At 70.4% G+C, this 21783-nt stretch carries 22 protein-coding genes; 14 read left to right on the plus strand and 8 right to left on the minus strand.

The genetic code is table 11. The features are described 5' to 3' along the window. Positions 1 to 13: 13 nt before the first annotated feature. Positions 14 to 1996, minus strand: a complete 1983-nt coding sequence (locus ACSDQ9_RS01650; RefSeq protein ID WP_435142895.1) for a GMC family oxidoreductase — start codon at positions 1994 to 1996, stop codon at positions 14 to 16. An 84-nt stretch (positions 1997 to 2080) separates the two neighbouring features. On the opposite strand from ACSDQ9_RS01650, the gene ACSDQ9_RS01655 reads away from it, so the two are divergent. Both ACSDQ9_RS01655 and ACSDQ9_RS01660 read left to right on the plus strand, forming a co-directional pair. After that, positions 2081 to 3166, plus strand: coding sequence for a Gfo/Idh/MocA family protein (locus tag ACSDQ9_RS01655; protein WP_435142897.1), 1086 nt, complete (start codon positions 2081 to 2083; stop codon positions 3164 to 3166). Beyond that, a complete protein-coding gene (locus ACSDQ9_RS01660; protein ID WP_435142899.1) occupies positions 3163 to 3690 on the plus strand; it encodes a heme-degrading domain-containing protein in 528 nt (175 codons plus the stop codon). Before ACSDQ9_RS01655 ends, ACSDQ9_RS01660 begins: the two co-directional genes overlap by 4 nt. On the opposite strand, the gene ACSDQ9_RS01665 is transcribed toward ACSDQ9_RS01660, so the two are convergent. After that, a complete protein-coding gene (locus ACSDQ9_RS01665) occupies positions 3673 to 4335 on the minus strand; it encodes an HAD family hydrolase (protein WP_435142901.1) in 663 nt (220 codons plus the stop codon). The genes ACSDQ9_RS01660 and ACSDQ9_RS01665 overlap by 18 nt on opposite strands. Positions 4336 to 4418: 83 nt before the next feature. Between ACSDQ9_RS01665 and ACSDQ9_RS01670 the strand changes: the two genes are divergently transcribed. The 6 genes from ACSDQ9_RS01670 (at position 4419) to ACSDQ9_RS01695 (ending at position 10860) form a co-directional block, all read left to right on the plus strand. Next, positions 4419 to 4673, plus strand: coding sequence for a DUF6767 domain-containing protein (locus tag ACSDQ9_RS01670; protein ID WP_435142902.1), 255 nt, complete (start codon positions 4419 to 4421; stop codon positions 4671 to 4673). Positions 4674 to 4784: 111 nt separating this feature from the next. Then, the gene (gene lat, locus ACSDQ9_RS01675; protein ID WP_435142903.1) at positions 4785 to 6095 is read left to right on the plus strand and encodes an L-lysine 6-transaminase; all 1311 of its coding nucleotides are present in this window, start codon (positions 4785 to 4787) and stop codon (positions 6093 to 6095) included. A 20-nt stretch (positions 6096 to 6115) separates the two neighbouring features. Continuing rightward, a complete protein-coding gene (gene hglS, locus ACSDQ9_RS01680; RefSeq protein WP_435142905.1) occupies positions 6116 to 7534 on the plus strand; it encodes a 2-oxoadipate dioxygenase/decarboxylase in 1419 nt (472 codons plus the stop codon). Then, a complete protein-coding gene (gene amaB, locus ACSDQ9_RS01685; protein ID WP_435142906.1) occupies positions 7531 to 9033 on the plus strand; it encodes an L-piperidine-6-carboxylate dehydrogenase in 1503 nt (500 codons plus the stop codon). The genes hglS and amaB overlap by 4 nt, the downstream gene beginning before the upstream one ends. Positions 9034 to 9050: 17 nt before the next feature. Next, positions 9051 to 9758: a DinB family protein gene (locus ACSDQ9_RS01690; RefSeq protein ID WP_435142907.1), complete on the plus strand. Its 708-nt coding sequence runs from the start codon at positions 9051 to 9053 to the stop codon at positions 9756 to 9758. Next, positions 9751 to 10860 carry a DNA glycosylase AlkZ-like family protein gene (locus tag ACSDQ9_RS01695; RefSeq protein ID WP_435142908.1) on the plus strand — a complete coding sequence of 370 codons (1110 nt, stop codon included), beginning with the start codon at positions 9751 to 9753 and terminating at the stop codon, positions 10858 to 10860. The genes ACSDQ9_RS01690 and ACSDQ9_RS01695 overlap by 8 nt, the downstream gene beginning before the upstream one ends. Before the next feature lie 236 nt (positions 10861 to 11096). On the opposite strand, the gene ACSDQ9_RS01700 is transcribed toward ACSDQ9_RS01695, so the two are convergent. From ACSDQ9_RS01700 to ACSDQ9_RS01710, 3 genes are read right to left on the minus strand one after another with little or no spacing between them, the layout of a single operon-like run. Then, positions 11097 to 11372 (minus strand): RCC1 domain-containing protein, encoded by a 276-nt coding sequence (locus tag ACSDQ9_RS01700; protein ID WP_435142909.1) that lies wholly within the window; start codon positions 11370 to 11372, stop codon positions 11097 to 11099. Continuing rightward, positions 11347 to 11937 carry an RCC1 domain-containing protein gene (locus tag ACSDQ9_RS01705; protein ID WP_435142911.1) on the minus strand — a complete coding sequence of 197 codons (591 nt, stop codon included), beginning with the start codon at positions 11935 to 11937 and terminating at the stop codon, positions 11347 to 11349. Before ACSDQ9_RS01705 ends, ACSDQ9_RS01700 begins: the two co-directional genes overlap by 26 nt. An 11-nt stretch (positions 11938 to 11948) precedes the next feature. Further along, positions 11949 to 12896, minus strand: a complete 948-nt coding sequence (locus ACSDQ9_RS01710) for a D-2-hydroxyacid dehydrogenase (RefSeq protein WP_435142913.1) — start codon at positions 12894 to 12896, stop codon at positions 11949 to 11951. Between the two features lie 58 nt (positions 12897 to 12954). On the opposite strand from ACSDQ9_RS01710, the gene ACSDQ9_RS01715 reads away from it, so the two are divergent. Next, on the plus strand, positions 12955 to 13593 hold the full coding sequence (locus ACSDQ9_RS01715) for an alpha/beta hydrolase (protein WP_435142914.1): 639 nt from the start codon (positions 12955 to 12957) through the stop codon (positions 13591 to 13593). A gap of 30 nt (positions 13594 to 13623) precedes the next feature. Here ACSDQ9_RS01715 and ACSDQ9_RS01720 read toward each other — a convergent pair whose 3' ends face one another. Both ACSDQ9_RS01720 and ACSDQ9_RS01725 read right to left on the minus strand, forming a co-directional pair. Then, positions 13624 to 14592 (minus strand): zinc-binding alcohol dehydrogenase family protein, encoded by a 969-nt coding sequence (locus tag ACSDQ9_RS01720; protein ID WP_435142916.1) that lies wholly within the window; start codon positions 14590 to 14592, stop codon positions 13624 to 13626. Further along, complete coding sequence (locus ACSDQ9_RS01725) at positions 14589 to 15134, minus strand: PadR family transcriptional regulator (protein WP_435142918.1); 546 nt, start codon at positions 15132 to 15134, stop codon at positions 14589 to 14591. The genes ACSDQ9_RS01720 and ACSDQ9_RS01725 overlap by 4 nt, the downstream gene beginning before the upstream one ends. Positions 15135 to 15252: 118 nt before the next feature. Between ACSDQ9_RS01725 and ACSDQ9_RS01730 the strand changes: the two genes are divergently transcribed. The 4 genes from ACSDQ9_RS01730 to ACSDQ9_RS01745 are packed head-to-tail and all read left to right on the plus strand — an operon-like array spanning position 15253 to position 18300. Next, entirely contained in the window at positions 15253 to 16071 is an 819-nt protein-coding gene (locus ACSDQ9_RS01730; RefSeq protein ID WP_435142920.1) for an ABC transporter ATP-binding protein, read from the plus strand. Next, on the plus strand, positions 16068 to 16709 hold the full coding sequence (locus ACSDQ9_RS01735; RefSeq protein WP_435142922.1) for an ABC transporter permease: 642 nt from the start codon (positions 16068 to 16070) through the stop codon (positions 16707 to 16709). The genes ACSDQ9_RS01730 and ACSDQ9_RS01735 overlap by 4 nt, the downstream gene beginning before the upstream one ends. Next, positions 16706 to 17383 carry an ABC transporter permease gene (locus tag ACSDQ9_RS01740; protein ID WP_435142924.1) on the plus strand — a complete coding sequence of 226 codons (678 nt, stop codon included), beginning with the start codon at positions 16706 to 16708 and terminating at the stop codon, positions 17381 to 17383. The genes ACSDQ9_RS01735 and ACSDQ9_RS01740 overlap by 4 nt, the downstream gene beginning before the upstream one ends. Next, the gene (locus tag ACSDQ9_RS01745; RefSeq protein ID WP_435142926.1) at positions 17380 to 18300 is read left to right on the plus strand and encodes an ABC transporter substrate-binding protein; all 921 of its coding nucleotides are present in this window, start codon (positions 17380 to 17382) and stop codon (positions 18298 to 18300) included. Before ACSDQ9_RS01740 ends, ACSDQ9_RS01745 begins: the two co-directional genes overlap by 4 nt. A 10-nt stretch (positions 18301 to 18310) precedes the next feature. Here the strand turns inward: ACSDQ9_RS01745 and ACSDQ9_RS01750 are convergent, their stop codons facing one another. Further along, positions 18311 to 18877 carry an AAA family ATPase gene (locus ACSDQ9_RS01750; protein ID WP_435142927.1) on the minus strand — a complete coding sequence of 189 codons (567 nt, stop codon included), beginning with the start codon at positions 18875 to 18877 and terminating at the stop codon, positions 18311 to 18313. Positions 18878 to 19008: 131 nt separating this feature from the next. On the opposite strand from ACSDQ9_RS01750, the gene ACSDQ9_RS01755 reads away from it, so the two are divergent. After that, on the plus strand, positions 19009 to 21780 hold the full coding sequence (locus ACSDQ9_RS01755) for a cation-translocating P-type ATPase (RefSeq protein ID WP_435142929.1): 2772 nt from the start codon (positions 19009 to 19011) through the stop codon (positions 21778 to 21780). Positions 21781 to 21783: the final 3 nt, after the last annotated feature.

Below are 21783 nucleotides of genomic sequence, written 5' to 3' on the forward strand. Positions count from 1 at the left end.
GGCCGCGAACCCGTCAGTGGGCCATCAGCAGGCTGGCGGTGCGCCAGCCCAGCGCCAGCCCCGTCAGCACGGGATTCACGGCGCCGTTGGTGACATGCACCGAGGTGTCGGCGATGGCCAGGTTGTCGTGCCCCCACACCCTGCCCTCGGGATTCACGACGGACGAGGCCGGGTCGTCCCCCATCCGACAGGTACCGGCCTGGTGCTGCCCCACCGAGGGTCCGGCGGCCGCTCGGGCCGCCGCGGCGTGGCCGCCCGCGACTCCGGTGCCCCCCGACCGCAGGGGATGCACCTCGCGGCACCCCGCCGCCTCGAGCCACTCGACGGCTCGGTCGAGCATGAAGTCGGCAGTGCGCTGGTCTTCGGGGTGGAGCGCGCCGCTCAACCGTGCCACCGGAAGGCCCAGCGAGTCGGTCACGTCGTCGGCCAGCCGCACACGGGCGTCGGCCGTGGTCACCTCCTGGATCGGCCCGAAGATCATGATGTGTCGGCGGAAGTGGCGCACGAGGCCCTCGTGCACGCCCGCGCCGTGAGCGGGCAGCACCCCCGCCCGCTGCAACACCCCGAGGGTGAACTGCGGCAGCGGCACGAAGTCGTTGGCAAGCATGCCGCCGCCCACGATGCCGGGATTGCCGTGGCGGAACCCTGACACGGCCACGGTGGGCCCCGGGCCGAGCCCTTCCTGGATGATGTCGTCGGTGAGCCCCACCGCTCCGGGGTACACATGGGCCTGGAGGTGTCGACCGACCTGGTCGGTGCCGTTGCCGAGGCCGGTGGGCTCCCCCTCGTGGGCGCTCAACAACAGCAGGCGTGCCGATTCGACCGCCCCTGCCGCGAGCACCACGCGACCCGCGCGCACGTGGCGACGGGCACCGGTGGCGACGTCGACCAGGTCGACACCGTCGACGGTGCTGGCCGCGCCACCGGTGGTGGCGGTGGTGATGCGGGCTGCGCGCGCACCGGTGACGAACGTGCAGTTGCCGGTCGCGAGCGCGATCGGCAGGGCCGTGTTGTGGGTGCCGTTCTTCGCCTCCGCCCGGCAGGGGAAGCCGACACACGCCCCGCAACTGCGGCAGGCGGGTCGTCCGGCGCGGGCCACCGAATTGATCAGCAACGGCACCCGGTTCGTCGACCACCCCAGGCGGTGTGCGGCCGCGGCCATCACCTCACCCGAGCGGTTCATCGGAACCGGCGGCATCGGGTACGGCTCGTCGGTGCCGGCGAACGGGTTGCCCTCACGGGAGCCGCTCACGCCGAGCTCGTGCTCGACCTTGAGGTACCAGGGCGCCAGGTCGTCCGCGGTGATCGGCCAATCGGCGAGCGCACTGCCCTCGGGCGTGCCGTAGGTCGAGGCCATGCGGAAATCTTCGGCGCTGAACCGCCACGCCTGGGCACCGAAGACGCGGGTGCCGCCGCCCACGGTGAACGCGTTGTTGCTCCATCGACCTTCGGTGGCGGCGACGGCTACCGGTGGCTCGCCGACCACACGCGGGTTGCCGGCCAACACCGGGCCGGCGGGCGTCTCGAGCCCCGACACGAACCGCTGATTGCGCAGCGCATCGGGGCGGGTGCGGTCGGCGGGCAACCAGTGCCCGCCCTCGACGAGGAGCACCCGCGCCCCCGCCTCGGCCGCGACCCGGGCGGCCACCGAGCCGATGCCCGACCCGATCACCACCACGTCGTAGGAGTCGCGCACGCGATCGAAACCGGTGGTCACGGGCCCGGCCAGGTCGACATCGGGCCAGCCCTGCCCGTCGGCCGGCTCGGTCGTGTAGCCCACCTCGCGCCAACTGGCCACCTCGCCCGCGGGCAACTGCCGGGGGTTGCCGTAGCGCGCCTGTTCCGCCAGCGCGACCGCCTCGGCGATCGAGCCCGAACCGGCGGCCGCGAGCCGGTCGGGTTGGTCGACAGCCCACGCGTCGGCCACGGCCGTGACGTCGAGGGGATCCACCCCGGGCGTGAGGGGTTCGACAATGGCGAACAGGGGGTCGGTCATGGTGGTGAGTCTTCCATCCGGACACATCTTGGCACGTGCTAACTCTGCGGGTAGCCTACTCGCACATCAGCCCGAGGAGGCCCCATGTCGTGCGACCTGCCCGACCCGTTGATCAACGACCTGTTCACCGCCGACGCACCCCCGGAACACGCCACCGACGCCGGGGAACCCGCCCTGCGCTGGGGAGTGCTCGGGCCCGGGTGGGTGGCCGGCATCTTCGTCGGCGCCATGAGGGCGCACACCCGGCAGGTGCCCGTCGCCGTGGGCTCCCGTTCTCTCGCGCGGGCCCGCTCGTTCGCGGACGAGCACGGCATCGAGCGTGCCCACGGGTCGTACGAGCAACTGCTGGCCGACCCCGGCGTCGACGTCGTCTACATCGCCACCCCGCAGAGCGAGCACCTGACCCAGGGCCTGGCAGCCATCGCGGCGGGCAAGCACGTGGTGATCGAGAAGCCATTCACCTGCACCGGGGACGAGGCCCGTCGCCTGGTCGAGGCGGCGCGGTCGTCCGGGGTGTTCGTGGCCGAGGCCATGTGGGCGCGCTACCTGCCACAGGCCACCCTCATCAGGCGGGTGCTGGCCGAGGGGGCCCTGGGCGACCTGCACTCCGTCGTGGCCGACCACGGTCAGTCGATCCCGTTCACGCCCGAGCATCGGCTGTACCAGCCCGAACTGGGGGGCGGTGCGCTGCTCGATCTGGGCATCTACCCGGTGCAACTGGTCTCGCAGGTGTTCGGCAGGCCCTCGTCGATCACCGCCGTGGGCCGGGTCGCGCACGGTGTCGACACCGCGGCCACCGTGGTGCTCGACCACGACACCGCCCTGGCCGCGTCGACCGTGACCACGGGCATCACCTCGCCCACGCCGAACCGCGCCGCGATCATCGGCACCGTGGCCCGACTGGAGTTCGACGGCCCCTTCTACAACCCGACCACCCTGCGCGTCATCGCCGCCGAGTACGGACGAGGGGTGCTCGCCGAGTGGAGCGACACCACCGGACGCCCCGGCATGCAAGGGCTGTCGTGGCAACAGACCGCCTTCGCGCGGTTCATCGGCGACGGGCGCACCGAGTCGCCCCATCACGGTCTGGACGAGACCGTCGCCATCATCGACACCCTCGACGAGGCCCGTCGCCAGGTGCTGGCCGCGGGGAAGGAGAACGACCAATGAGCGAACACGACGCCGACCGGCTGGCCGAGCTCGAGGCCCAGGAGGCACTCGAACTGCTGCACTTCGACCAGTCCGACGCCTGGGAGTTGGGCCGACTGGTCACCGAACGTGCCCTGGCCGAGGGCCTGACCGTCCTGATCGACATTCGCCGCCCGAACCTCGTGCTGTTCCGGGCGGCCCTGCCGGGCACCAGGCCCGACCAGGAGGTCTGGGCGGAGCGCAAGGCCAGGGTGACGCTTCGCCTCGAATGCTCCAGCGCGCTCGCGGGGGCACGCTTCAAGGCCTGGGGCGTCAATCCCACCGAGATCGGCTGGCTCGACCACAGCTACGCCCCGGGCGGCGGCTCGTTCCCCATCCGTGTGACCGGGGTGGGAGTGGTGGCCGCCATCACGGGATCGGGGCTCACCTCGGACGAGGACCACGATCTCGTCCGTTGGGGTGTTGCCGAGCTGCGGGCCCGGCAGGTGTCGGCGCGCGACTCAGCCACCCACCCCGTTCACCCGAGGTCAGCGGAGCAGGACTGAGCGCAGCCCAGCCGCGTCGTCCGCGAGGGCGGCGTGTGGCAGGGCCGCGAGCTCTGCCGGCAGTCCCGCCCCCCAGGTGACGCCCACCCCGGCCATGCCGGCGGCTTCGGCCGCGACCAGGTCGACCGTGGCATCACCGACATAGACGGTGCGACCGGGGTCGAACGTCAGCGCCCGCGCGGCCAGCAGCAGCGGCTCAGGGCGGGGCTTGTGCACCTCGGTGTCTTCCATGCCCACCTGCACGTGCAGGTGGTCGTCGAAACCCAACGCCCGCAGCGCCCGTTCGGCACTGGGCCGGTACCGGCTGGTCACCACCGCCATGCCGACCCCGGCCTCAGCCAGATCGTGCACGACCTCCAGTACACCCGGGTAGGGCTGCAACAACTCGTCGAAATGCTCGTGCTGCCACCCGCGATACGACTCCACCAACGCGGGCGCGCGCTCGGGCCCGGCCAGCTCGGTGAACATGTCGATCAGCGTGCGGCCGATCCACGAGCGGATGGTCGCGTCGTCCGCCGGTGCGAGCCCGTGGCTCTCGATCGTCCAGCGGTAGGAGGCCAGGATCATCGGAATCGTGTTCGCGAGGGTGCCGTCGAGGTCGAACAGCACGTGGGGCCAGACGGGGTCACCGGGCAGGGAACTCATGTCGGCCACGCTAGCCAGAGGGCACCCCGCTCGCGAGCGCCTGCGGTGCCGGTGAGACCATGATGGCGAGGAGATGACCCGCCATGAGCGACCCGACCACCACCCGCAACACGTCACCCCGAGAGGGGGCTGCCCGAGCCAGGTCTTTCGTGCAGCCGAGGTGCCCGCTGAGGCCGGGTGACCGCTGCTCGCTCTGCGTGCCCGGGGCGTCCGGCCCCCACGACTGCGGTCTCGTGTGGTTGGTGATGGACGATCCCGAGTTGAGGGAGCAACTGGCCCAGAAGCAGCAACAGGCACAGAAGCGCGCGGAGCACCGGGCGGCAGCCACGGCCTCCTGACGCGTCAGCACTTCGCGCCGGGACGGTCGCTCGCAAGACATCTTGTTTCAATTTCGTTGCATCGACGTGGTTTCTCTCGCATGTGGCGGACTTCACGACTAGTGTCGCGGCATGGAAACTTACGCGGCCGATGACGTCCGAACCCGACTCGGAGCCCACCTGCTGGTGGATGGACTCCCCCTCGTCCTGGACCTGAAGGCGTCCCGGGGCACCACCCTGATCGACCAGGTGAGCGGCGAGGAGTACCTCGACATGTTCACCTTCTTCGCCTCCAGTGCGCTCGGCATGAACCACCCGGCGCTGGTCGATGACCCGACCTTCCGTGAGGAACTGCTCGAGGCCGCCCTCAACAAGCCGTCGAACTCCGACGTCTACTCCGAGCCGATGGCGCGCTTCGTCGACACCTTCGCCCGGGTGATGGGGGACGACGCCCTCCCCCACTACTTCTTCATCGAGGGCGGAGCAGCAGCCGTCGAGAACGCCCTCAAGGTCTGCTTCGACTGGAAGTCGCGCCACAACGAGGCCAACGGGCGCTCGCCCGAGCTGGGCACCAAGGTGATGCACCTCGAGCACGCCTTCCACGGGCGCTCCGGCTACACCATGAGCCTCACCAACACCGACCCCAACAAGGTCGCCCGCTACCCGAAGTTCCCCGACTGGCCGCGCATCGCCTCGCCCTACGTGGCCGAGGGACGCGACCAGAGTGCCGTCGAGGCCGAGGCCCTCGCCCAGGCCGAGCGCGCCTTCGCCGAACACCCGCACGACATCGCCTGTTTCATCGCCGAGACGGTGCAGGGCGAGGGCGGCGACCACCACTTCCGCAGTGAGTTCCTGCGCGCCATGCGCGACCTCTGCCACGCCCACGACGCCCTGTTCGTGCTCGACGAGGTGCAGACGGGCGGGGGCATGAGCGGCAAGGCGTGGGCCTATCAGCACCACGCCGTGCAGCCCGACGTCGTCAGCTTCGGCAAGAAGCTGCAGGTGTGCGGCATCATGGCCGGCGGCCGAGTCGACGAAGTGCCCGACAACGTGTTCACGGTCTCGAGCCGCATCAACTCCACCTGGGGAGGCAATCTCACCGACATGGTGCGCGCCCGACGCATTCTCGAGGTGATCGAGTCAGATCAGTTGATGAACAACGCGGCGCTCGAGGGCGACCACCTGCTCGGACGACTCACCGAGATCAGCGCCCGCCACGCGGTGGCCTCCAACCCCCGCGGGCTGGGGCTGATGTGCGCCGTCACCCTCGAGAACACTGCCCTGCGCGACCGGGTGCTGTCGGCGATGATGGAGGAGAAGATCATCATGTTGGGCTGCGGCGAACGATCGGTCAGGCTTCGTCCGCCGTTGACGGTGGAGCGGGCGGCCATCGACCGCACCTGCGACGCGCTCGACCGGGTGCTCGGCTCGCTGGCCGGCTGATTCGTCGGGAGGTGCACGGCATGGACACCCATGAACTGCGGGCCGCGTTCGCCCGGTCGCTGTCGGCGATGTACGGCACCGAGGTGCCCGCGTACACGACCCTGGTCGACGTGTCGACGGCCGTGAACGCCGACGCGATGGCCGCCGACCCCGAGACCGCCGAGCGGCTGGGGCGCATCGACCGGGTGACGGCCGAACGGCACGGCGCCATTCGCGTGGGCACGGCCCGGGAACTGGCGCGGGTGGCGACGATCTTCGCGGCGCTCGGCATGGCCCCGGTGGGCTTCTACGACCTGCGCGGATCGGAGCGGACGAGTCTGCCGATCGTGTCGACGGCCTTTCGCCCGACCACACGGGAGGCCCTGGCCATCAACCCGTTCCGCGTGTTCACCTCGGTGCTGGTGACCGACGACCGGCGCTACTTCGACGCCGACCTGCAGGCCGAGCTGGACGCCTTCCTCGACCGTCGTGAGTTGTTCCCCGACGAGGTGGTCGCCCTGGCCGAGCGGGCCGAACGTGACGGCGGGCTCGACGGGTCGGAGACCCACGGGCCGGCGGCCGAGTTCCTGCGTCGGGCGACGGCCTGCTTCGAACTGTCGGACGAACCCGTCGACCGGGCCTGGTACGAGGGGCTGTCGCGGGTCTCGGGGGTCGCGGCCGACATCGGTGGGGTCACCTCGACCCACATCAACCACCTCACCCCTCGGGTGCTCGACATCGACGACCTGTATCGACGCATGACCGAGCTCGGCATCACGATGATCGACGAGATCCAGGGTCCGCCGCGGTGGGAGGGGCCCGACGTGCTGCTGCGGCAGACCTCGTTCAAGGCCCTGGCCGAGCCCCGCCGGTTCCGGGAGGCCGATGGGTCGGTGGTCAACGGGCACCTGAGCGTGCGCTTCGGCGAGGTCGAGCAGCGCGGTGTCGCCCTCACCCGCGCCGGGCGCGACCTGTACGACCGGCTCGTCGTCGAGGTGGACGAGCGGGTCGCCGCCGGCCAGGAGAAGAATTCGGCCAAGCTGGCCGCCTGGCAGGCGCTGCCGTCGTCCGAGCGCGAACTCGACCGCGCGGGTCTGGGGTTCTTCGAGTACCGGCTCACCGGCGTGCAGCCGACCGGGGCCAGCGCTGATGGGAAGCGCCCCGACAGTCTGGCCGGCCTGATCGACGGCGGCTGGGTCGAGGCGACCCCCATTGTCTACGAGGACTTCCTGCCTCGCTCGGCGGCCGGTATCTTCGCCTCGAACCTCGACGATTCCGGCAGCAGTGACGTCGGCGCCGAGGGCAGCCTGCGCGACGAGGCCTGGCTGGCCGACGCGCTCCGGCGCGACCTGCACGACCCGTTCGAGCTCTACGCCCGCCAGCGCGACCAGTCACTGGCCGCCCTCACCAACCAGCTCGGGCCGCTGAGGCCCCCCACCCCCACCCAGGAGCCCGCATGACCGACCACGACACCCTCGTCCGCCGCGCCCGCGAAGCCCTGTCGGCGTGCGGCGTCGACCTGCCCGACTCGAGTGCCGGCAGTCTGACGGCACGCTCGCCGATCTCGGGCGGAGCCCTGGTCTCGCTGCCCGCGACCGACGACGCCGCCGCAGAGATCGAGCGGGCCCACGCGGCATTCGAGCAGTGGCGGGCGGTGCCAGCACCGGTGCGCGGACGCGTCGTCAAGCGGCTCGGGTCGCTCATCGACGAACACAAGGAGCAATTGGCCGACCTGGTGACGATCGAGGCGGGCAAGATCACCTCCGAGGCGCTCGGCGAGGTGCAGGAGATGATCGACATCTGCGACCTGGCGGTCGGCCTGTCGCGGCAGTTGTTCGGGCGCACCATGCCGTCGGAGCGTCCGGGGCATCGGCTGCAGGAGGTCTGGCACCCGCTGGGGGTGGTCGGGGTGATCTCGGCGTTCAACTTCCCTGTGGCGGTGTGGTCGTGGAACACCGCGGTCGCGCTGGTGTGCGGCGACACGGTGGTGTGGAAGCCGAGCGAGCTGACCTCGCTGTGCGCGCTGGCCTGCTCTTCGCTGCTGGAACGAGCGCTGGTCGAGGAGGGACACTCCCCCGATGTGCACCGGCTCGTGCTCGGCGACCGGGTGGTCGGTGAGGCGTTGGTGGACGACGCCCGCGTCGCGCTGGTGAGCGCCACCGGGTCGACCCGGATGGGGCGCGAGGTCGGTCCGCGGGTGGCTGCGAGGTTCGGTCGGTCGCTGCTGGAACTGGGTGGCAACAATGCCGTCATCGTCACGCCCAGTGCCGATCTCGACCTGGCGGTGTCGTCCATGGTGTTCGCGGCGGCTGGCACCGCGGGGCAGCGCTGCACCTCGCAGCGGCGGCTGATTGTGCACCACTCGGTGGCGGACGAGGTCTGCCTGCGGCTGGAGAAGGCGTTCGCGTCGCTGCCGTTGGGCGATCCGTTCGAGGCGTCGACGCTGGTGGGGCCGCTGATCAGCGAGCACGCGGCCGAGGCGATGGCCGCGGCGCTGTCGGCGGCGCGCGACCAGGGCGGCACCGTGGTGGGCGGGTCGCGGGAAACCGTGGACGCGTGGGGAGGCGTGTGGATGCGACCGGCGCTCGTCCGCCTGCCCGCCCAGGAGGGCGTGGTGCTCACCGAGACGTTCGCACCCATTCTGTACGTGCTCACCTACGACGAGTTGGACGAAGCCCTGGCCCTGCACAACGCCGTGCCGCAGGGGCTGTCGGGTGGGATCTTCACCCGCGACCAGTCCGAGGCGGAGCGCTACCTCGCGGTCGCCGACACGGGCATCGCCAATGTCAACGCCGGCACCTCCGGGGCAGAGATCGGGGGTGCGTTCGGCGGTGAGAAGGAGACCGGCGGTGGCCGTGAGTCGGGGTCGGATGCCTGGCGTGCCTACATGCGCCGGCAGACCACGACGATCAACTACTCCGGCCACGTGGTGCTCGCGCAGGGTGTCGACTTCGGCTGAGCAGTAGTCTGCCGCCGGTGACCACGTTTCGTGATGACGACTTCTCGGGCGCAGTGTTTCGCGAGTGTGACCTCAGTCGCGCGACGCTCGTCGGGGTGGTGATGCAGGACGCGAGCATCGACGGTCTCGTCACCAACCTCGTCGTCAACGGGGTCGAGGTGATGGGCTTCGTCGAGCGCGAGCTCGACCGGCGCGACCCCACGAGGCTGCTCGTCCGATCCCCTGACCCGGACGACCTGCGAGCGGCGTGGGCCGAACTGGCGAGCCGATGGGCAGCGACAGTCGAGAGGTTGCGCCGAACGCCGGGGCTCGAGCAGCGCAGCGTGAACGATGAGTGGACACCGGTGCAGACCTTGCGGCATCTGGTGTTCGTGCACGACTCGTGGTTCCGCCGGTGTTGCCTGGGGTCGTCCGAGCCCTTCAGCGAGCTGGGCCTGAGCGCGGCCTTCGCCCCGTCGCCCAGCCCGGCCGAGCAGCCGTGGCGTCTGGACGACGTCCTCGCTGTCCGAGCCGAGCAGACCGACGAGCTGGCCGCTTGGCTGGCCACGGTGTCGGCCGACGACCTCACGGCGGAGGCACCCGTTCCGCTCGACGAGGGCTGGCCCGCGCATTCCCGGGGTCGGTCCGTGCGTGAGTGCCTGGCGGTCGTGCTCGACGAGACCCTGCTGCACCACGGGTTCTGCGTTCGAGACCTGGATCTCTTGGAAGCCCCGAGCGATGGCTGAGCGGCCCGATTCGCTGCGACTGACCGTCGCTCAGGCCCGGCGCATCGCGGTGCGGGCCCAACTGTTGGACGACCCCCGGCCCTCCTCGGTGATGGAGGTGGCGGAGCGACTGGCGGCCCTGCAGGTCGACCTGACCAGCTACGTCGCCCCCAACGTCGAGCTCGTGCTCTGGAGCCGGCTCGGGAATGGATTCAGCACCGACGAGTTGGCGGTGTTGCTCGACCAGCGGCGACTGGTCGAGATCCACGGATTCCTGCGGCCGGCCGACGACATCGCCCTGTACCGGGCCGAGATGGACGCGCTGCCCACGCCAGCGTGGGTCGAGGCCAACCACGCCGCCCGCGACGAGATCGTCCAGGTGTTGCGGTCCGAGGGGGCGATGGCGGCGCGCGACCTTCCCGAGATCGACTTCGTGAAGCCGTGGCGGTCGTCCGGGTGGAACTCCGGCAAGAACGTGCCCATGATGCTCGAGCGACTCGAGGAAGCCGGGCAGGTCGCGGTCTCGCACCGGGAGGGTCGCGAACGGGTTTGGGACCTCGCCGAGCGGGTGTATCCCGACGTGCCGGCGCTGCCGATGGACGAGGCGCTCCGGGTGCGGGCCGAGCGGCGGCTCGCGGCTCTAGGGGTCGCGCGACGATCGGCGACCCGCACCCCCACCGAGCCCAACGACGTCGGCGAGGTCGGGGTCGAGGCGGTGGTCGAGGGTGTGCGCGGACGATGGCGGGTCGATCCCGAGCTGGCCGATGCGGTGACGGGTGAGGTGGCGGGTGACGCCTTCGCCGGACGAGTCGCGGTGATCTCGCCGCTGGACCGGCTGGTTTTCGACCGCAAGCGCATGGACGAACTCTTCGACTTCGACTACACGCTCGAGATGTACAAGCCGGCGGCCACGAGACGTTGGGGTTACTTCGCGCTCCCGGTGCTCAGCGGGGATCGGCTGGTGGGCAAGGTCGATGCCGAGTCGGATCGCTCGGGTGGTTTCCTGCGCGTGCACGCGGTGCATCGGGACGAACCGTGGCCGCCCGAGGTGGATGCCGCCGTGACCGAGGAACTCGAGAGCCTGGCCCGCATGGTGGGCCTGATGATCGAGTTCGAGGACTGATCACCGCTTTCGTGGGTCGCAGGCCATCACTACGCAAACCCGTAGGAAAGAGTGGCACCCGTAGGAATTTTCCTGAGGGTCGCATGTTTTGGTACCGGTTTGCGCCGGAAGGGCCAGACCAAACTCTGTCGTCCGCCGCTCGTGGCTCGGTCGGCGGTGGCTGCGCTCCCCGTCGAGTGTTGTGCAGAATCCGTCGCGTGGCGGGGATTCTGCCCCCGAGAGGGCAACTGTGGGGGCTACCGAACCGAATCCGCACACAGCCGCCAGCCGCCGACGGTGCATTGACCGTGGTCGTTGTTGCCGATGGCGAGCACGGTGCCGTCGCGGCGCACCCCCAGGCTGTGCCCCGCCCCCGCCGCAATGGCCATCACGTCGCGCCACTGCCCCACCCGGCACTGGCCGAAGGCGTCGTCACCGGCGGCCAGCACTCGTCCGTTGGCCTGCAACGCCAGGGTGTGGTGACTGCCGGCGGCCACCGCCACCACGTCACGCCACCGCTGGGTGGCTGCCACGTCGGTCTGGGCCGGCGGTGAGCACGCGTCCCGCCGAGGTCACCCCGACGGTGTGCAGATGGCCGGCGGCCAGAGCCACCACATCGCGCCACTGCCCCACCCGGCACTGGCCGCGCCGATCATTGCCGACGGCGACCACTGTCCCGTCGGCGCGGAGCCCCACCGAGTGCCAGTCCCCGGCCGCCACCGACACGATCTCGCGCCAGTCCTCGACGGCGCAGGCGCCCTCCTCCGTGCGACCGGCGGCGACCACCGTGCCGTCGGCCCGCACTCCCAGGGTGCGCCGCCAGCCCGCCGCCACCTCGACGACGGACGACCACCCGCCCACCTCGCACTGTCGTGAGACGTTCCAGCCGGCCGCCACCACGGTGCCATCCGCGCGCAGGCCGACGGTGTGGGATCGTCCGGTGTTCGGCGCACGATGCACGCCACCGGCGGCGATCGACACCAGTCCCGACCAGCCCGATCCGCGTCCCACTGCGTCACGGTCGCCGGCCGCGACGACGGTGCCGCCGCTCCCGAGACCCACCGAGTGGCGCGGACCGGCGGCCAACACTGCGTGCATGCTGCGATCCGTCAGTAGCCGGCGTCGAGGTCGACGATGTTCACCAGCGCCTCCCCCGCGACATGCCGACGCACGTTCTCGAGGAAGATCTCGACCCCCCGGCGCGGAGTCTGGTGCGAGGTCGCGCCGTTGTGGGGAGTGATGATGGTGTTCGGTGCGTCCCAGAACGGACTGTCGGCCGGCAGCGGCTCCACACCGTGGGCGTCGATACCGGCGCCGGCGATCCACCCCTCCCGCAGGGCCTGCAGCAGGGCGTCGTCGTCGGCAATCCCGCCGCGCGAGAAGCAGATCCAGGTGGCCGTGGGCTTCATCGCCCGGAACTGCTCGACGCCGAACATGCACCGGGTCTCGTCCGTCAACGGGGCCGTGACGACCACCACATCCGACTCGGCCAACAGCCACGGCAATTGGTCGGCGCCACGCACCTCGTCGACGTCCCCCGACAACTCCGGACGACGCCGGGTCGCGATCACGCGCATGTGGAAGGCCTTCGCCTTGCGGGCCAGATCGGCGCCGGAGTGCCCCAGCCCCACGATCCCGAGGGTCAACCCGGCGAGTTCGCCATGGCTGAACCGCTCCCACCGGTGGGCTCGCTGATTGTCGACCCAGCGCAGCGCGTCGCGATTGAGCATCAGCATGAGCAGCATCGCGTGCTCGGCCAGCGGGACCGCGCCATTGCCCACCGCCGAGGTCAGCACGACGCCACTCGTCCGCAGGTCGTCGTTGACATACGAGTCTGGCCCTGCCGCCCAACTGTGCTGCCAGGTCAGCCGCGGCAGGGCGTCGAGCGGCCTGCCCAGGGGGCCGGCCACCCCGGTCACCTCGTCCAACGGCGCGGTGATGTCGTCCCAGGTGTCGACGACCAGCGTGCGGGGTTCGAGGGCGAGCAGGGCGGCGCGTTCGTCGTCGGTGAGGTGGTAGCCGCTGACGACGAGGCGGGGCGAGGGGAGGTCGGCCATGCCTCGATCCTGTCACCGTTCGTGGAATGAGGGGGCGGCGTCCCGCGTTGTCACTGCCATGACGACGATCCATCCCATCGACGATTCCAGCGTTCAGTGGCGCGACGCCGAGGGCGGACGAGACGGCTCCCACCTGCTGCTGATGCTGCACGGTGTCGGCAGCGATGAGCACGACCTGATCGGTCTCGCCCCGCACCTTCCCGCCGACCTCACGCTCGCGAGCCTGCCCGGACCGCTGCCGTGGCCCAACGGCGGGCGCAGCTGGTTCGACGTGACGCCGGGCTACGACACCGACACCACCAAGATCGCAGCCTCGGTGGCCGGGGTGCTCGCCTGGCTCGATGCGCGCCCCGAGACGTTTGCGAGTGTGGGCGTGCTCGGCTTCAGTCAGGGGGCGGCGACCTCGCTGCAGCTGGTGCGCACCGACGTGGAGCGGTTCGCCTACGTGGTCGCGTTGTCGGGGTTCGTGTTCAACGGCGGCCCGAGCCGCGACGCCGACCTCGCGCGCCGACAACTGCCGGGTTTCGTCGCCTTCGGCACCGCCGACCAGGTGATCACGCCCGAGAAGACCAACGCCACCCTGCGGTGGGCTCCCGAGCACCTCGACCTCGACCTGCACGACTACCCGATGGGTCACACCATCATCGAGCAGGAACTGCGTGACGTGGTCGCCTTCCTCGAGCGTCAGCTGGGCTGAGGGCTCCGCGACCGGTCAGGTCACGTCGGGTCAGGTCACCACGACCAGCTTGCCCCGGGCCTGCCCCGACTCCATCAGCGCGTGAGCGGCCCTGATCTCGTCCATCGTGAAGGTTCGATCCAGCGGAATCACCGCGCGACCAGCGGCGACGTCGTCCAGGTAGGTCTGCAGCACGTCGGCTGGCAGGTCGTGCGCGGCGCCGGCGTAGGCCGTCAACCGCACCCCGCGCGGCAGGTAGCCGATCGGGTAGAAGTCGGGCACCGTCCACTGGTTCGAGAGCATGCCGGTGAAGCAGACGACGCCGTGCACCCGGGTGGCCGCGAGCGTGTCCGGCAGCGTGGGGGTGCCGATCAGTTCGAGGGCGGCGTCCACCCCGTCGGGCACGACCTCACGCACCTGAGTGGCGATCTGCCCATCGTCGATGATCACGTGGTCGACCCCGGCGTCGCGCAACACCGACGACTTGTCGGCCGAGCGGGTGGTCGCGAGCACGGTCAGCCCGCGCTGCTTGGCGAGAACCGCGGTCGCCAGGCCGACGGACGACGTGCCGCCCCTGATCAGCAGCGTCTGCCCCGCCCGCACGTCGAGCCCGACGGAGAGCGACCCATACGCGGTCTGCAGCATCTCGGGCACGGCGCCCAGCACGCCCCACCCCAGCGGCGACCGGAACGGGATCACCTGGTCGAGCGGCACACACGTGTAGTCGGCGTAGCCACCGTCGAACGTGCGGCCCATGCCGCCCATCATGGTCACCACCTGGGTGCCCACGGGGTGGGTGCCGGAGTCGTCGCGATCAATGGTGCCGGTGGCCTCGATGCCGAGCACCCGCGGGAAGGTGACTCCCTCGGCCAGTCCCAACCGCGTGTGCAGTTCCGAGCGGTTGAGCCCGAACGCACGCACCCGAATCCTCACCCAGCCCTCCGCCGGCTCGGGCAGCTCCCGTTCGGTCAGCACCAGGTTCTCCACGGGCCCGGGTTGGCTGAGCACCACTGCTCTCATGGTCGATCTCCTTCGTCGATACCGGTGTCGGCGGGGAGTTGACCCCGCAGCCAGCGCAGGTCGGCCGCCCGGGTGGCGCGCGCCAGCGACGTGATCGCCTGGCGGTAGGGGTCGTCGAGATCGGACGAACGCACCGGCTCGTCCCCTTCGACGAAGAAGCTGGCGGCGCCCTCGAGGAACGTCAGTCGGCGCCGCAGCACCGCCTGACGCTCGTCCTCGTCGGGCAGGTGCGACAGGAAGGCGAGCACGACGATGTAGTGGCTCAGGTCGCTGAGGTCGTGGCCATCGGCCGTGCGCAGGCGTTCCCGCAGCCGGGCTAGCCCGGTGTCGGTGACGTGCAGGCGCCGGCGGGCACCCGAGCGCACGCCCACCTCGTCCTCGGCGCGCACCTGCCCCGCCGCGATCATTCGGGTGATCGCCGGGTAGAGCGTGCCGTCCGAGATGGTTCGGGCGTATCCGTGCAACTGCTCCATCTTTCGACGAAGCTCGTACCCGTGCAGTGGCCCGTCCGCGAGGAAGCCCAGGATCATCAGTTCGACCATGCGCTTCCTCCCTGCGTGAACACCACCCAACTGGGTCTGGTGATTATCTCGATTCGATGCATACAGTTTCCCGGCAGACAGTAGCCTGCTGAACCCAGCCGATTGAAGGGATCCCCCCGTGATCGAGTTCGACAACGTGTCGAAGACCTACCCAGGCGGCTCCGTGGCGGTCGAGAACTTCTCGCTCACCGTGCCGAGCCACCGCACCGTGGTGCTCGTCGGTTCGTCGGGCTCGGGCAAGACGACGCTGATGCGCATGGTCAACCGCATGGTCGACCCGAGTGCCGGCAGGGTGCTGATCGACGGTGTCGACGTGCGCACCAGCGACCCGGTCAAGCTGCGGCGAAGCATCGGATACGTGCTGCAGCAGGGCGGGCTGCTCCCCCACCGCACCGTGGTCGACAACGTCGCCACCGTGCCGATGCTCACCGGCACCCCGCGCGCTCAGGCTCACGGGCAGGCCCTCGACCTGCTGGAGCGGGTCGGGCTTCCTCGCGAGGTCGGCCGGCGCTATCCCACCCAGCTCTCGGGCGGTCAGCAACAGCGCGTGGGCGTGGCCCGGGCGTTGGCCGCTGACCCCAACATCCTGCTGATGGACGAACCCTTCGGCGCCGTCGACCCCATCGTGCGGCGCGACCTGCAGGACCAACTGCTGCGGCTGCAGGCCGACCTGGGCAAGACCATCGTGTTCGTCACCCACGACATCGACGAGGCCTTCCGCCTGGGCGACGACGTCGTGGTGCTGCGTCACGGCGGCCAGATCGCCCAGCAGGGCACGCCCGAGCAGATCCTCGCGCACCCGGCCGACGACTTCGTCCGCGACTTCATCGGCGCCAACCGCGCCGAACGCACCCTGACCACCACCGACGTCGACGGGCGGTCGGTCGTCGTCGACGGCAACGGACGACCCGTCGGCCTGCTGGGTGATCGCCCGTGAACTGGCTGCGCCTCAACTGGCCGCAGGTGGTGTCGCTGACCCTCGACCACCTGGTGCTGAGCCTGCCCGCGATCATGCTGAGTGTGCTGATCGCGGTGCCCATCGGACGACTCGCCCACGTGCGGCCCCGGGTTGGCGCGCCCCTGCTCGGTGCCGCCTCGCTGCTGTACGCGGTGCCGGCGCTGCCGCTGCTGATCATCATTCCGGCGCTGGTCGGCACGCCGCTGCGCTCCCCCGCCACCATGGTGATCGCGCTGACCGTGTACGGCGTCGCACTGCTGGTGCGCAGCGCCGCCGACGCCTTCGCCTCGGTGGACGACCGTGCCCGCGAGGCCGCGATCGCCGTCGGCTACTCTCCGCGCAGTCTGCTGTGGCGGGTCGACCTGCCGTTGTCTCTGCCGGTGCTGGTGGCGGGCGTGCGGGTGGTCACCGTGTCGACCATCAGCCTGGTCACGATCGGGGCCCTGATCGGCGTCTCGAGCCTGGGCACCCTGCTCACCGACGGCTTCCAGCGGGGCATCACCGGCGAGGTGGCCACCGGCGTCATAGGGACCGTCGTCGTGGCCCTGCTGCTCGACGGGCTGCTCGTGCTGGTCGGGCGTCTGCTCACACCCTGGACGAGGCGGGTGGCGGCATGAACCTCTTCTCGCAGGCCATCACGTGGCTCACCGACATCGCCCATTGGCGGGGCGCCGCTGGCATTCCCACGCGGCTGGGGCAGCACCTGGCCGTGACCGCGGTGGCGGTGCTGATCGCCGCCGTGATCGCGCTTCCGCTGGGCGTCTGGATCGGCCACACCCGTCGCGGTTCGGCCTTGATCGGCGGCCTGGTCGGCGGCGCCCGCGCGATTCCCACCCTGGGCCTGCTGACCCTGTTCGGACTGTGGTGGGGCATCGGGCTCGGGGCGCCCGTGGCGGCGCTGGTCGTGCTGGCCATTCCCTCGCTGCTGGCCGGTGCCTACTCGGGTGTGCAGAGTGTCGACCCGGCGCTGCCGCGTGCGGCCAAGGCCATCGGCATGACCCCGCTGCAGGTGATCGGCCGGGTCGAGGTGCCCCTGGCACTGCCGGTGATCATCGGTGGCCTGCGCGCCGCGACCCTCCAGGTGGTCGCCACGGCGACCCTGGCCGCGTACACCTCCGACACGGGGCTCGGGCGCTACCTGTTCGCGGGCCTCAAGACCCGCGACTACGCGCAGATGCTCGGTGGAGCGTTGCTGGTGCTCGTCCTCACCCTTGTTCTCGAACTGCTGCTGGCAGCCTGCCAGCGACTCGTCACCCAACGGGTGACCCACCCCGAAAGGATCCGCCCATGACCACCGTTCCCCCTCTCGCCCGCCGTTCGCTGTTCGCGCTCGCGGGGGTGGCCGCCCTGGCCGCCTGTGGCTCCCAGGACCCGCTCGGGCAAAGCTCCTCGTCCGGTTCGGGTGGTTCGGCCGCCCTCGTGATCGGGTCGCAGGACTACTACTCCAACGAGATCATCGCCGAGATCTACGCTCAGGCTCTCGAGGGCGCCGGGCGCACGGTGCGTCGCGACTTCCGCACCGGCCAGCGCGAGGCCTACGTTCCCGACATCGAGCAGGGGCGCATCGACCTGTTCCCCGAGTACAGCGGCCCGCTGCTGCAGTACTGGGTGAAGGACACCAAGGCCCGCCTCGCCGACGACGTCTACGCGGCGCTGCAGAAGGCGACCCCCGACGGGCTGCGGGTGCTCGACCAGTCGCCGGCCACCGACCAGGACTCCTACACCGTCACCAAGGAGTTCGCCGACAAGTGGGGGCTGACCACCATTGACGACTTGGCGAAGGTGACCGACCCGATGACCATGGGAGGCAACTCCGAGGGCGAATCGCGCCCCAACGGGCCGAAGGGATTGAAGGCCACCTACGGGGTCACGGTCGGATACAAGCCGATCGAAGACAGCGGCGGCCCGCTGACCGTCAAGGCCCTCAAGGACGGCGACATCCAGCTCGCGATCATCTACACCGCCGACCCCACGATCGCCGCCAACGGGTTGGTCTCGCTGACCGACACCAAGGGCCTGTTCCTCGCCTCACACGTCGTGCCGGTCGCCTCGAAGAACGTGGACGAGGCCGCCGCCGCGGTGATCAACAAGATCTCGGCGGCGATGACCCCCGAAGACCTGATCGGGCTCAACGGCCGCTCGGTGAAGGAGGAACTGCCCGCGGCCACCATCGCGAAGGACTGGTTGGCGAGCAAGAAGCTCAGCTGAGGGCTGCGGCTCAGCCGGGCAGCAGGTAGGCGCCCGAGGCAACGGCGTCACGCACCACGGCCAGCGTCTGCTGCGGGGTATTCGCCGACGTGTCGATCACGCACCGCTCGAGTTGACCCAGTTCGGCGAACTGGTCCCACATCGACAGCACGGGGTCGGCATCGGTGAGCGCGTCGGGGCCGGTGCGCTGCTGCGCGCGGCGCAGGGTCTCGTCCCGGGCTGGCCGCAGCACCACATAGTGCAGTCTCGGGCTGAGGTCTGGTGCCGGGCCCGAGGCGTCGGGTGCGCCATCGGTGAAGTGATGCAGCATCCACGGGCCGACGACGCCGTCGACCACGGTGGTGAAGCCACCCTGGGCGTAGGCCCACGCGGCTTGCCGCACGGCGACCATCACGGTCTGGTTCTGCGCATCGGACTCCGCCCGGTAGGGAGTGATGGACCCCGACACGATGAATCGCCAGAAGTCATCGGAGTGCAGGTGGACGGCCCGGGGCCGGATGGTCGACGCCAGCGCATGCGCCGCCGTCGACTTGCCCGCACCGGGGGGTCCACTGATCAGGATCACATCGGCCACCATGACCCCACGCTACTCGCCCCCAGCCGGCCCGAACAGGTGTTCGGTGCCCCCGCTCGCCTCGCGCGAAGCCGTCGCCGCTACGGTGAACACGAGTGCACGACCCCACGGAGCCACCGCCCTAGGAGAGCCGCATGACCACGCCTGAGCTCGACCCCGTGAGCGCCACCTCGTCCGCTGTCCTGGAGGCTTGGCACAGCGACGAGCAGCAGGGGCTCACCTCGGACGAAGCCGCCTCACGGCTGGCCAGCCACGGCCCCAACGAGCTGCGCCCCCAGGCGCAGGAGCCGTGGTGGCGCAAGCTGCTGCGACAGTTCCAGGACCCGCTGGTCTACCTGCTGTTCGTGGCGATGGCGATCTCGCTCGCGGCCTGGGCGGTCGAGGGTGCCCACGGCGTGCCCATCGACGTGGTGGTCATCCTCGCGATCCTGCTGGCCAACGCGGCCATCGGACTCAGCCAGGAGGCCAAGGCCGAGAACGCCGTCGCGGCGTTGTCGCGCATGACGCGCGCGTCGTCCACCGTGGTGCGCGACGGCAGGCAGAAGACGGTGCCCTCGGGCGAACTGGTGCCCGGTGACGTGCTGGTGCTCGCCGAGGGCGACGCCGTCGGCGCCGACGCGCGGCTGCTGAGCGCCACCGCCCTGAAGGTGCAGGAGTCGTCGCTGACCGGTGAGTCCGAGGCGGTCACGAAGCGTCCCGACCCGATCGAGGGCGAGACCGCGCTGGGCGACCGGACGAACATGGTCTTCAAGGGGACCGCCGTGGTGCAGGGCGTCGGGCGGGCCGTCGTCACCTCGACCGGCATGGGCACCCAGATGGGGACGATCGCCACGCTGCTCGACTCCACCGAGGCGCAGGAGACCCCGCTCACCCGCGAGATCGACAAGGTCTCGAAGATGCTGGGCGGTCTGGTGATCGCCATCGCGATCCTCACCATGGGCGCGCTGCTGGTCGTCAACGGCGTACACGACCCGCAGGACCTGGTCGACACGCTGCTGATCGGCGTGTCGCTGGCGGTCGCGGCGGTGCCCGAGGGGATGCCGGCGATCCTGTCGCTGGTGCTGGCCGTCGGGGTGCAGGCCTTGTCGCGGCGCAATGCGGTGATGAAGAACCTGCACTCGGTCGAGACGCTGGGGTCGGCCAGCGTGATCTGCTCCGACAAGACCGGCACGCTGACCCGCAACGAGATGACCCTGCACACGGTGGTCACGGCCCACGGACGCACCGATCTGTCCGGCGTCGGCTACGCGCCGACCGGTGAGGTCGACACCACGTCGTCGGAGGTGGCTCTCGAGGGGGCGCGGCTGGCCGTCTTCGGCGGCGCCGTGGCCAACAACTCCCAGCTCGAGCAGAACTCCGACGGCGAGTGGACGATCGTCGGCGACCCCACGGAGGCGGCCTTCCTGGTGGCGTGGCCCAAGCTCGCCAACGAGAAGGACCCCGCCGCGCTCCCCCGCCTCGGCGAGGTGCCGTTCAGTTCCGACCGCAAGATGATGTCGGTCGGTGTCGAGCGTGAGGAGGGCAACCGGCTCTACAGCAAGGGTGCCCCGGACGTGCTGCTCGTCCACTGTGACTCCGAGTGGGTCGACGGCGAGATCGTGCCCCTGGACGACGAGGGTCGCGCGCGGATCGCCGCCGTCGTCGAGGACCTGTCGGGCGAGGGCTACCGCACGTTGGGCATCGCGTTCCGCCAGATCGACGACGATGACGACGTCGTGGACGAGGACGACGAGGAGGGGCTGACCTTCGTCGGAGTGGCGGGCATCATCGACCCGCCGCGCGAGGAGGTCTCGGCCGCCATCGCCGAGGCGCACGGCGCCGGCATCCGCACCGTGATGATCACCGGTGACCACCCGGTCACCGCAGCCCGAATCGCCTCCGACCTCGGCATCGCCGACAGCCCGCGCGCCATGACCGGCCTCGAGCTCGACGAGTTGGACGAGGAGGGCTTCCGCCGGGCGACCCGCGAGGTGAACGTGTACGCCCGGGTGGCGCCGGAGCACAAGCTCAGGATTGTGGACGCGCTGCAGGCCGACGGCCAGGTGGTGGCGATGACGGGCGACGGGGTGAATGACGCGCCGGCGCTGAAGTCGTCCGACATCGGGGTGGCCATGGGCATCACCGGCACCGAGGTGACCAAGGAGGCGGCCACGATGGTGCTGGCGGACGACAACTACGCCACCATCGTCACGGCGGTGCGGTTGGGTCGCGGGGTGTTCGACAACATCCGCAAGTTCCTGCGCTACATGCTCAGCTCGAACATGGGCGAGGTGGTCGCCATCTTTTTCGGCGTGGTGCTGGCCGGCGTGTTCGGGCTCACCGATGGCTCGGGCGGGATCGTGCTGCCGTTGCTCGCCACGCAGATCCTCTGGGTGAACCTGGTCACCGACTCGGCGCCGGCGTTGGCGATGGGCGTGGACGAGCCCGATCCCGACGTGATGCAGCGCCGCCCGCGCAACCTGAACGAACCCATCATCGACCGGGCCATGTGGATGCGGGTGCTGTTCATCGGCCTGGTGATGGGGTTCTCGATGCTCGTGACCATCGACATCTTCCTGCCCGGCGGACTGGTCGAGGGCCACGACTCCCTCGAGGTGTCGCGCACCGCTGGGTTCACGACGCTGGTGGTGGCGCAGCTGTTCAATGCACTCAACTCGCGGGCGGCCGACGCCTCGGCGTTCTCGCGGCTGTTCACCAACAGGTGGCTGTGGGGGGCGATCGCGCTGACCCTGCTGCTGCAGATCGCGGTGGTGCACGTGCCGTTCATGCAAACCGCGTTCGGCACCCGGCCGCTCGACCTGGAGCACTGGCTGATCGCCCTCGCGATGGGCTCGGTGGTGCTGTGGGCGGAGGAGCTGGTGAAGCTGGTGCGGCGGTTGGTGCACCGAGGACGAGCCGCCGCCTGAGCT

Source organism: Aestuariimicrobium soli (assembly GCF_051192575.1).
GTDB lineage: Bacteria > Actinomycetota > Actinomycetes > Propionibacteriales > Propionibacteriaceae > Aestuariimicrobium > Aestuariimicrobium soli.

Bases quoted from the DNA above. Each gene is read 5' to 3' on its own strand.
- ACSDQ9_RS01650 (WP_435142895.1), bottom strand. From the start codon at position 1,996: ATGACCGACCCCCTGTTCGCCATTGTCGAACCCCTCACGCCCGGGGTG.
- ACSDQ9_RS01655 (WP_435142897.1), top strand. From the start codon at position 2,081: ATGTCGTGCGACCTGCCCGACCCGTTGATCAACGACCTGTTCACCGCC.
- ACSDQ9_RS01660 (WP_435142899.1), top strand. From the start codon at position 3,163: ATGAGCGAACACGACGCCGACCGGCTGGCCGAGCTCGAGGCCCAGGAG.
- ACSDQ9_RS01665 (WP_435142901.1), bottom strand. From the start codon at position 4,335: ATGAGTTCCCTGCCCGGTGACCCCGTCTGGCCCCACGTGCTGTTCGAC.
- ACSDQ9_RS01670 (WP_435142902.1), top strand. From the start codon at position 4,419: ATGAGCGACCCGACCACCACCCGCAACACGTCACCCCGAGAGGGGGCT.
- lat (WP_435142903.1), top strand. From the start codon at position 4,785: ATGGAAACTTACGCGGCCGATGACGTCCGAACCCGACTCGGAGCCCAC.
- hglS (WP_435142905.1), top strand. From the start codon at position 6,116: ATGGACACCCATGAACTGCGGGCCGCGTTCGCCCGGTCGCTGTCGGCG.
- amaB (WP_435142906.1), top strand. From the start codon at position 7,531: ATGACCGACCACGACACCCTCGTCCGCCGCGCCCGCGAAGCCCTGTCG.
- ACSDQ9_RS01695 (WP_435142908.1), top strand. From the start codon at position 9,751: ATGGCTGAGCGGCCCGATTCGCTGCGACTGACCGTCGCTCAGGCCCGG.
- ACSDQ9_RS01705 (WP_435142911.1), bottom strand. From the start codon at position 11,937: ATGCACGCAGTGTTGGCCGCCGGTCCGCGCCACTCGGTGGGTCTCGGG.
- ACSDQ9_RS01710 (WP_435142913.1), bottom strand. From the start codon at position 12,896: ATGGCCGACCTCCCCTCGCCCCGCCTCGTCGTCAGCGGCTACCACCTC.
- ACSDQ9_RS01715 (WP_435142914.1), top strand. From the start codon at position 12,955: ATGACGACGATCCATCCCATCGACGATTCCAGCGTTCAGTGGCGCGAC.
- ACSDQ9_RS01720 (WP_435142916.1), bottom strand. From the start codon at position 14,592: ATGAGAGCAGTGGTGCTCAGCCAACCCGGGCCCGTGGAGAACCTGGTG.
- ACSDQ9_RS01725 (WP_435142918.1), bottom strand. From the start codon at position 15,134: ATGGTCGAACTGATGATCCTGGGCTTCCTCGCGGACGGGCCACTGCAC.
- ACSDQ9_RS01740 (WP_435142924.1), top strand. From the start codon at position 16,706: ATGAACCTCTTCTCGCAGGCCATCACGTGGCTCACCGACATCGCCCAT.
- ACSDQ9_RS01745 (WP_435142926.1), top strand. From the start codon at position 17,380: ATGACCACCGTTCCCCCTCTCGCCCGCCGTTCGCTGTTCGCGCTCGCG.
- ACSDQ9_RS01750 (WP_435142927.1), bottom strand. From the start codon at position 18,877: ATGGTGGCCGATGTGATCCTGATCAGTGGACCCCCCGGTGCGGGCAAG.
- ACSDQ9_RS01755 (WP_435142929.1), top strand. From the start codon at position 19,009: ATGACCACGCCTGAGCTCGACCCCGTGAGCGCCACCTCGTCCGCTGTC.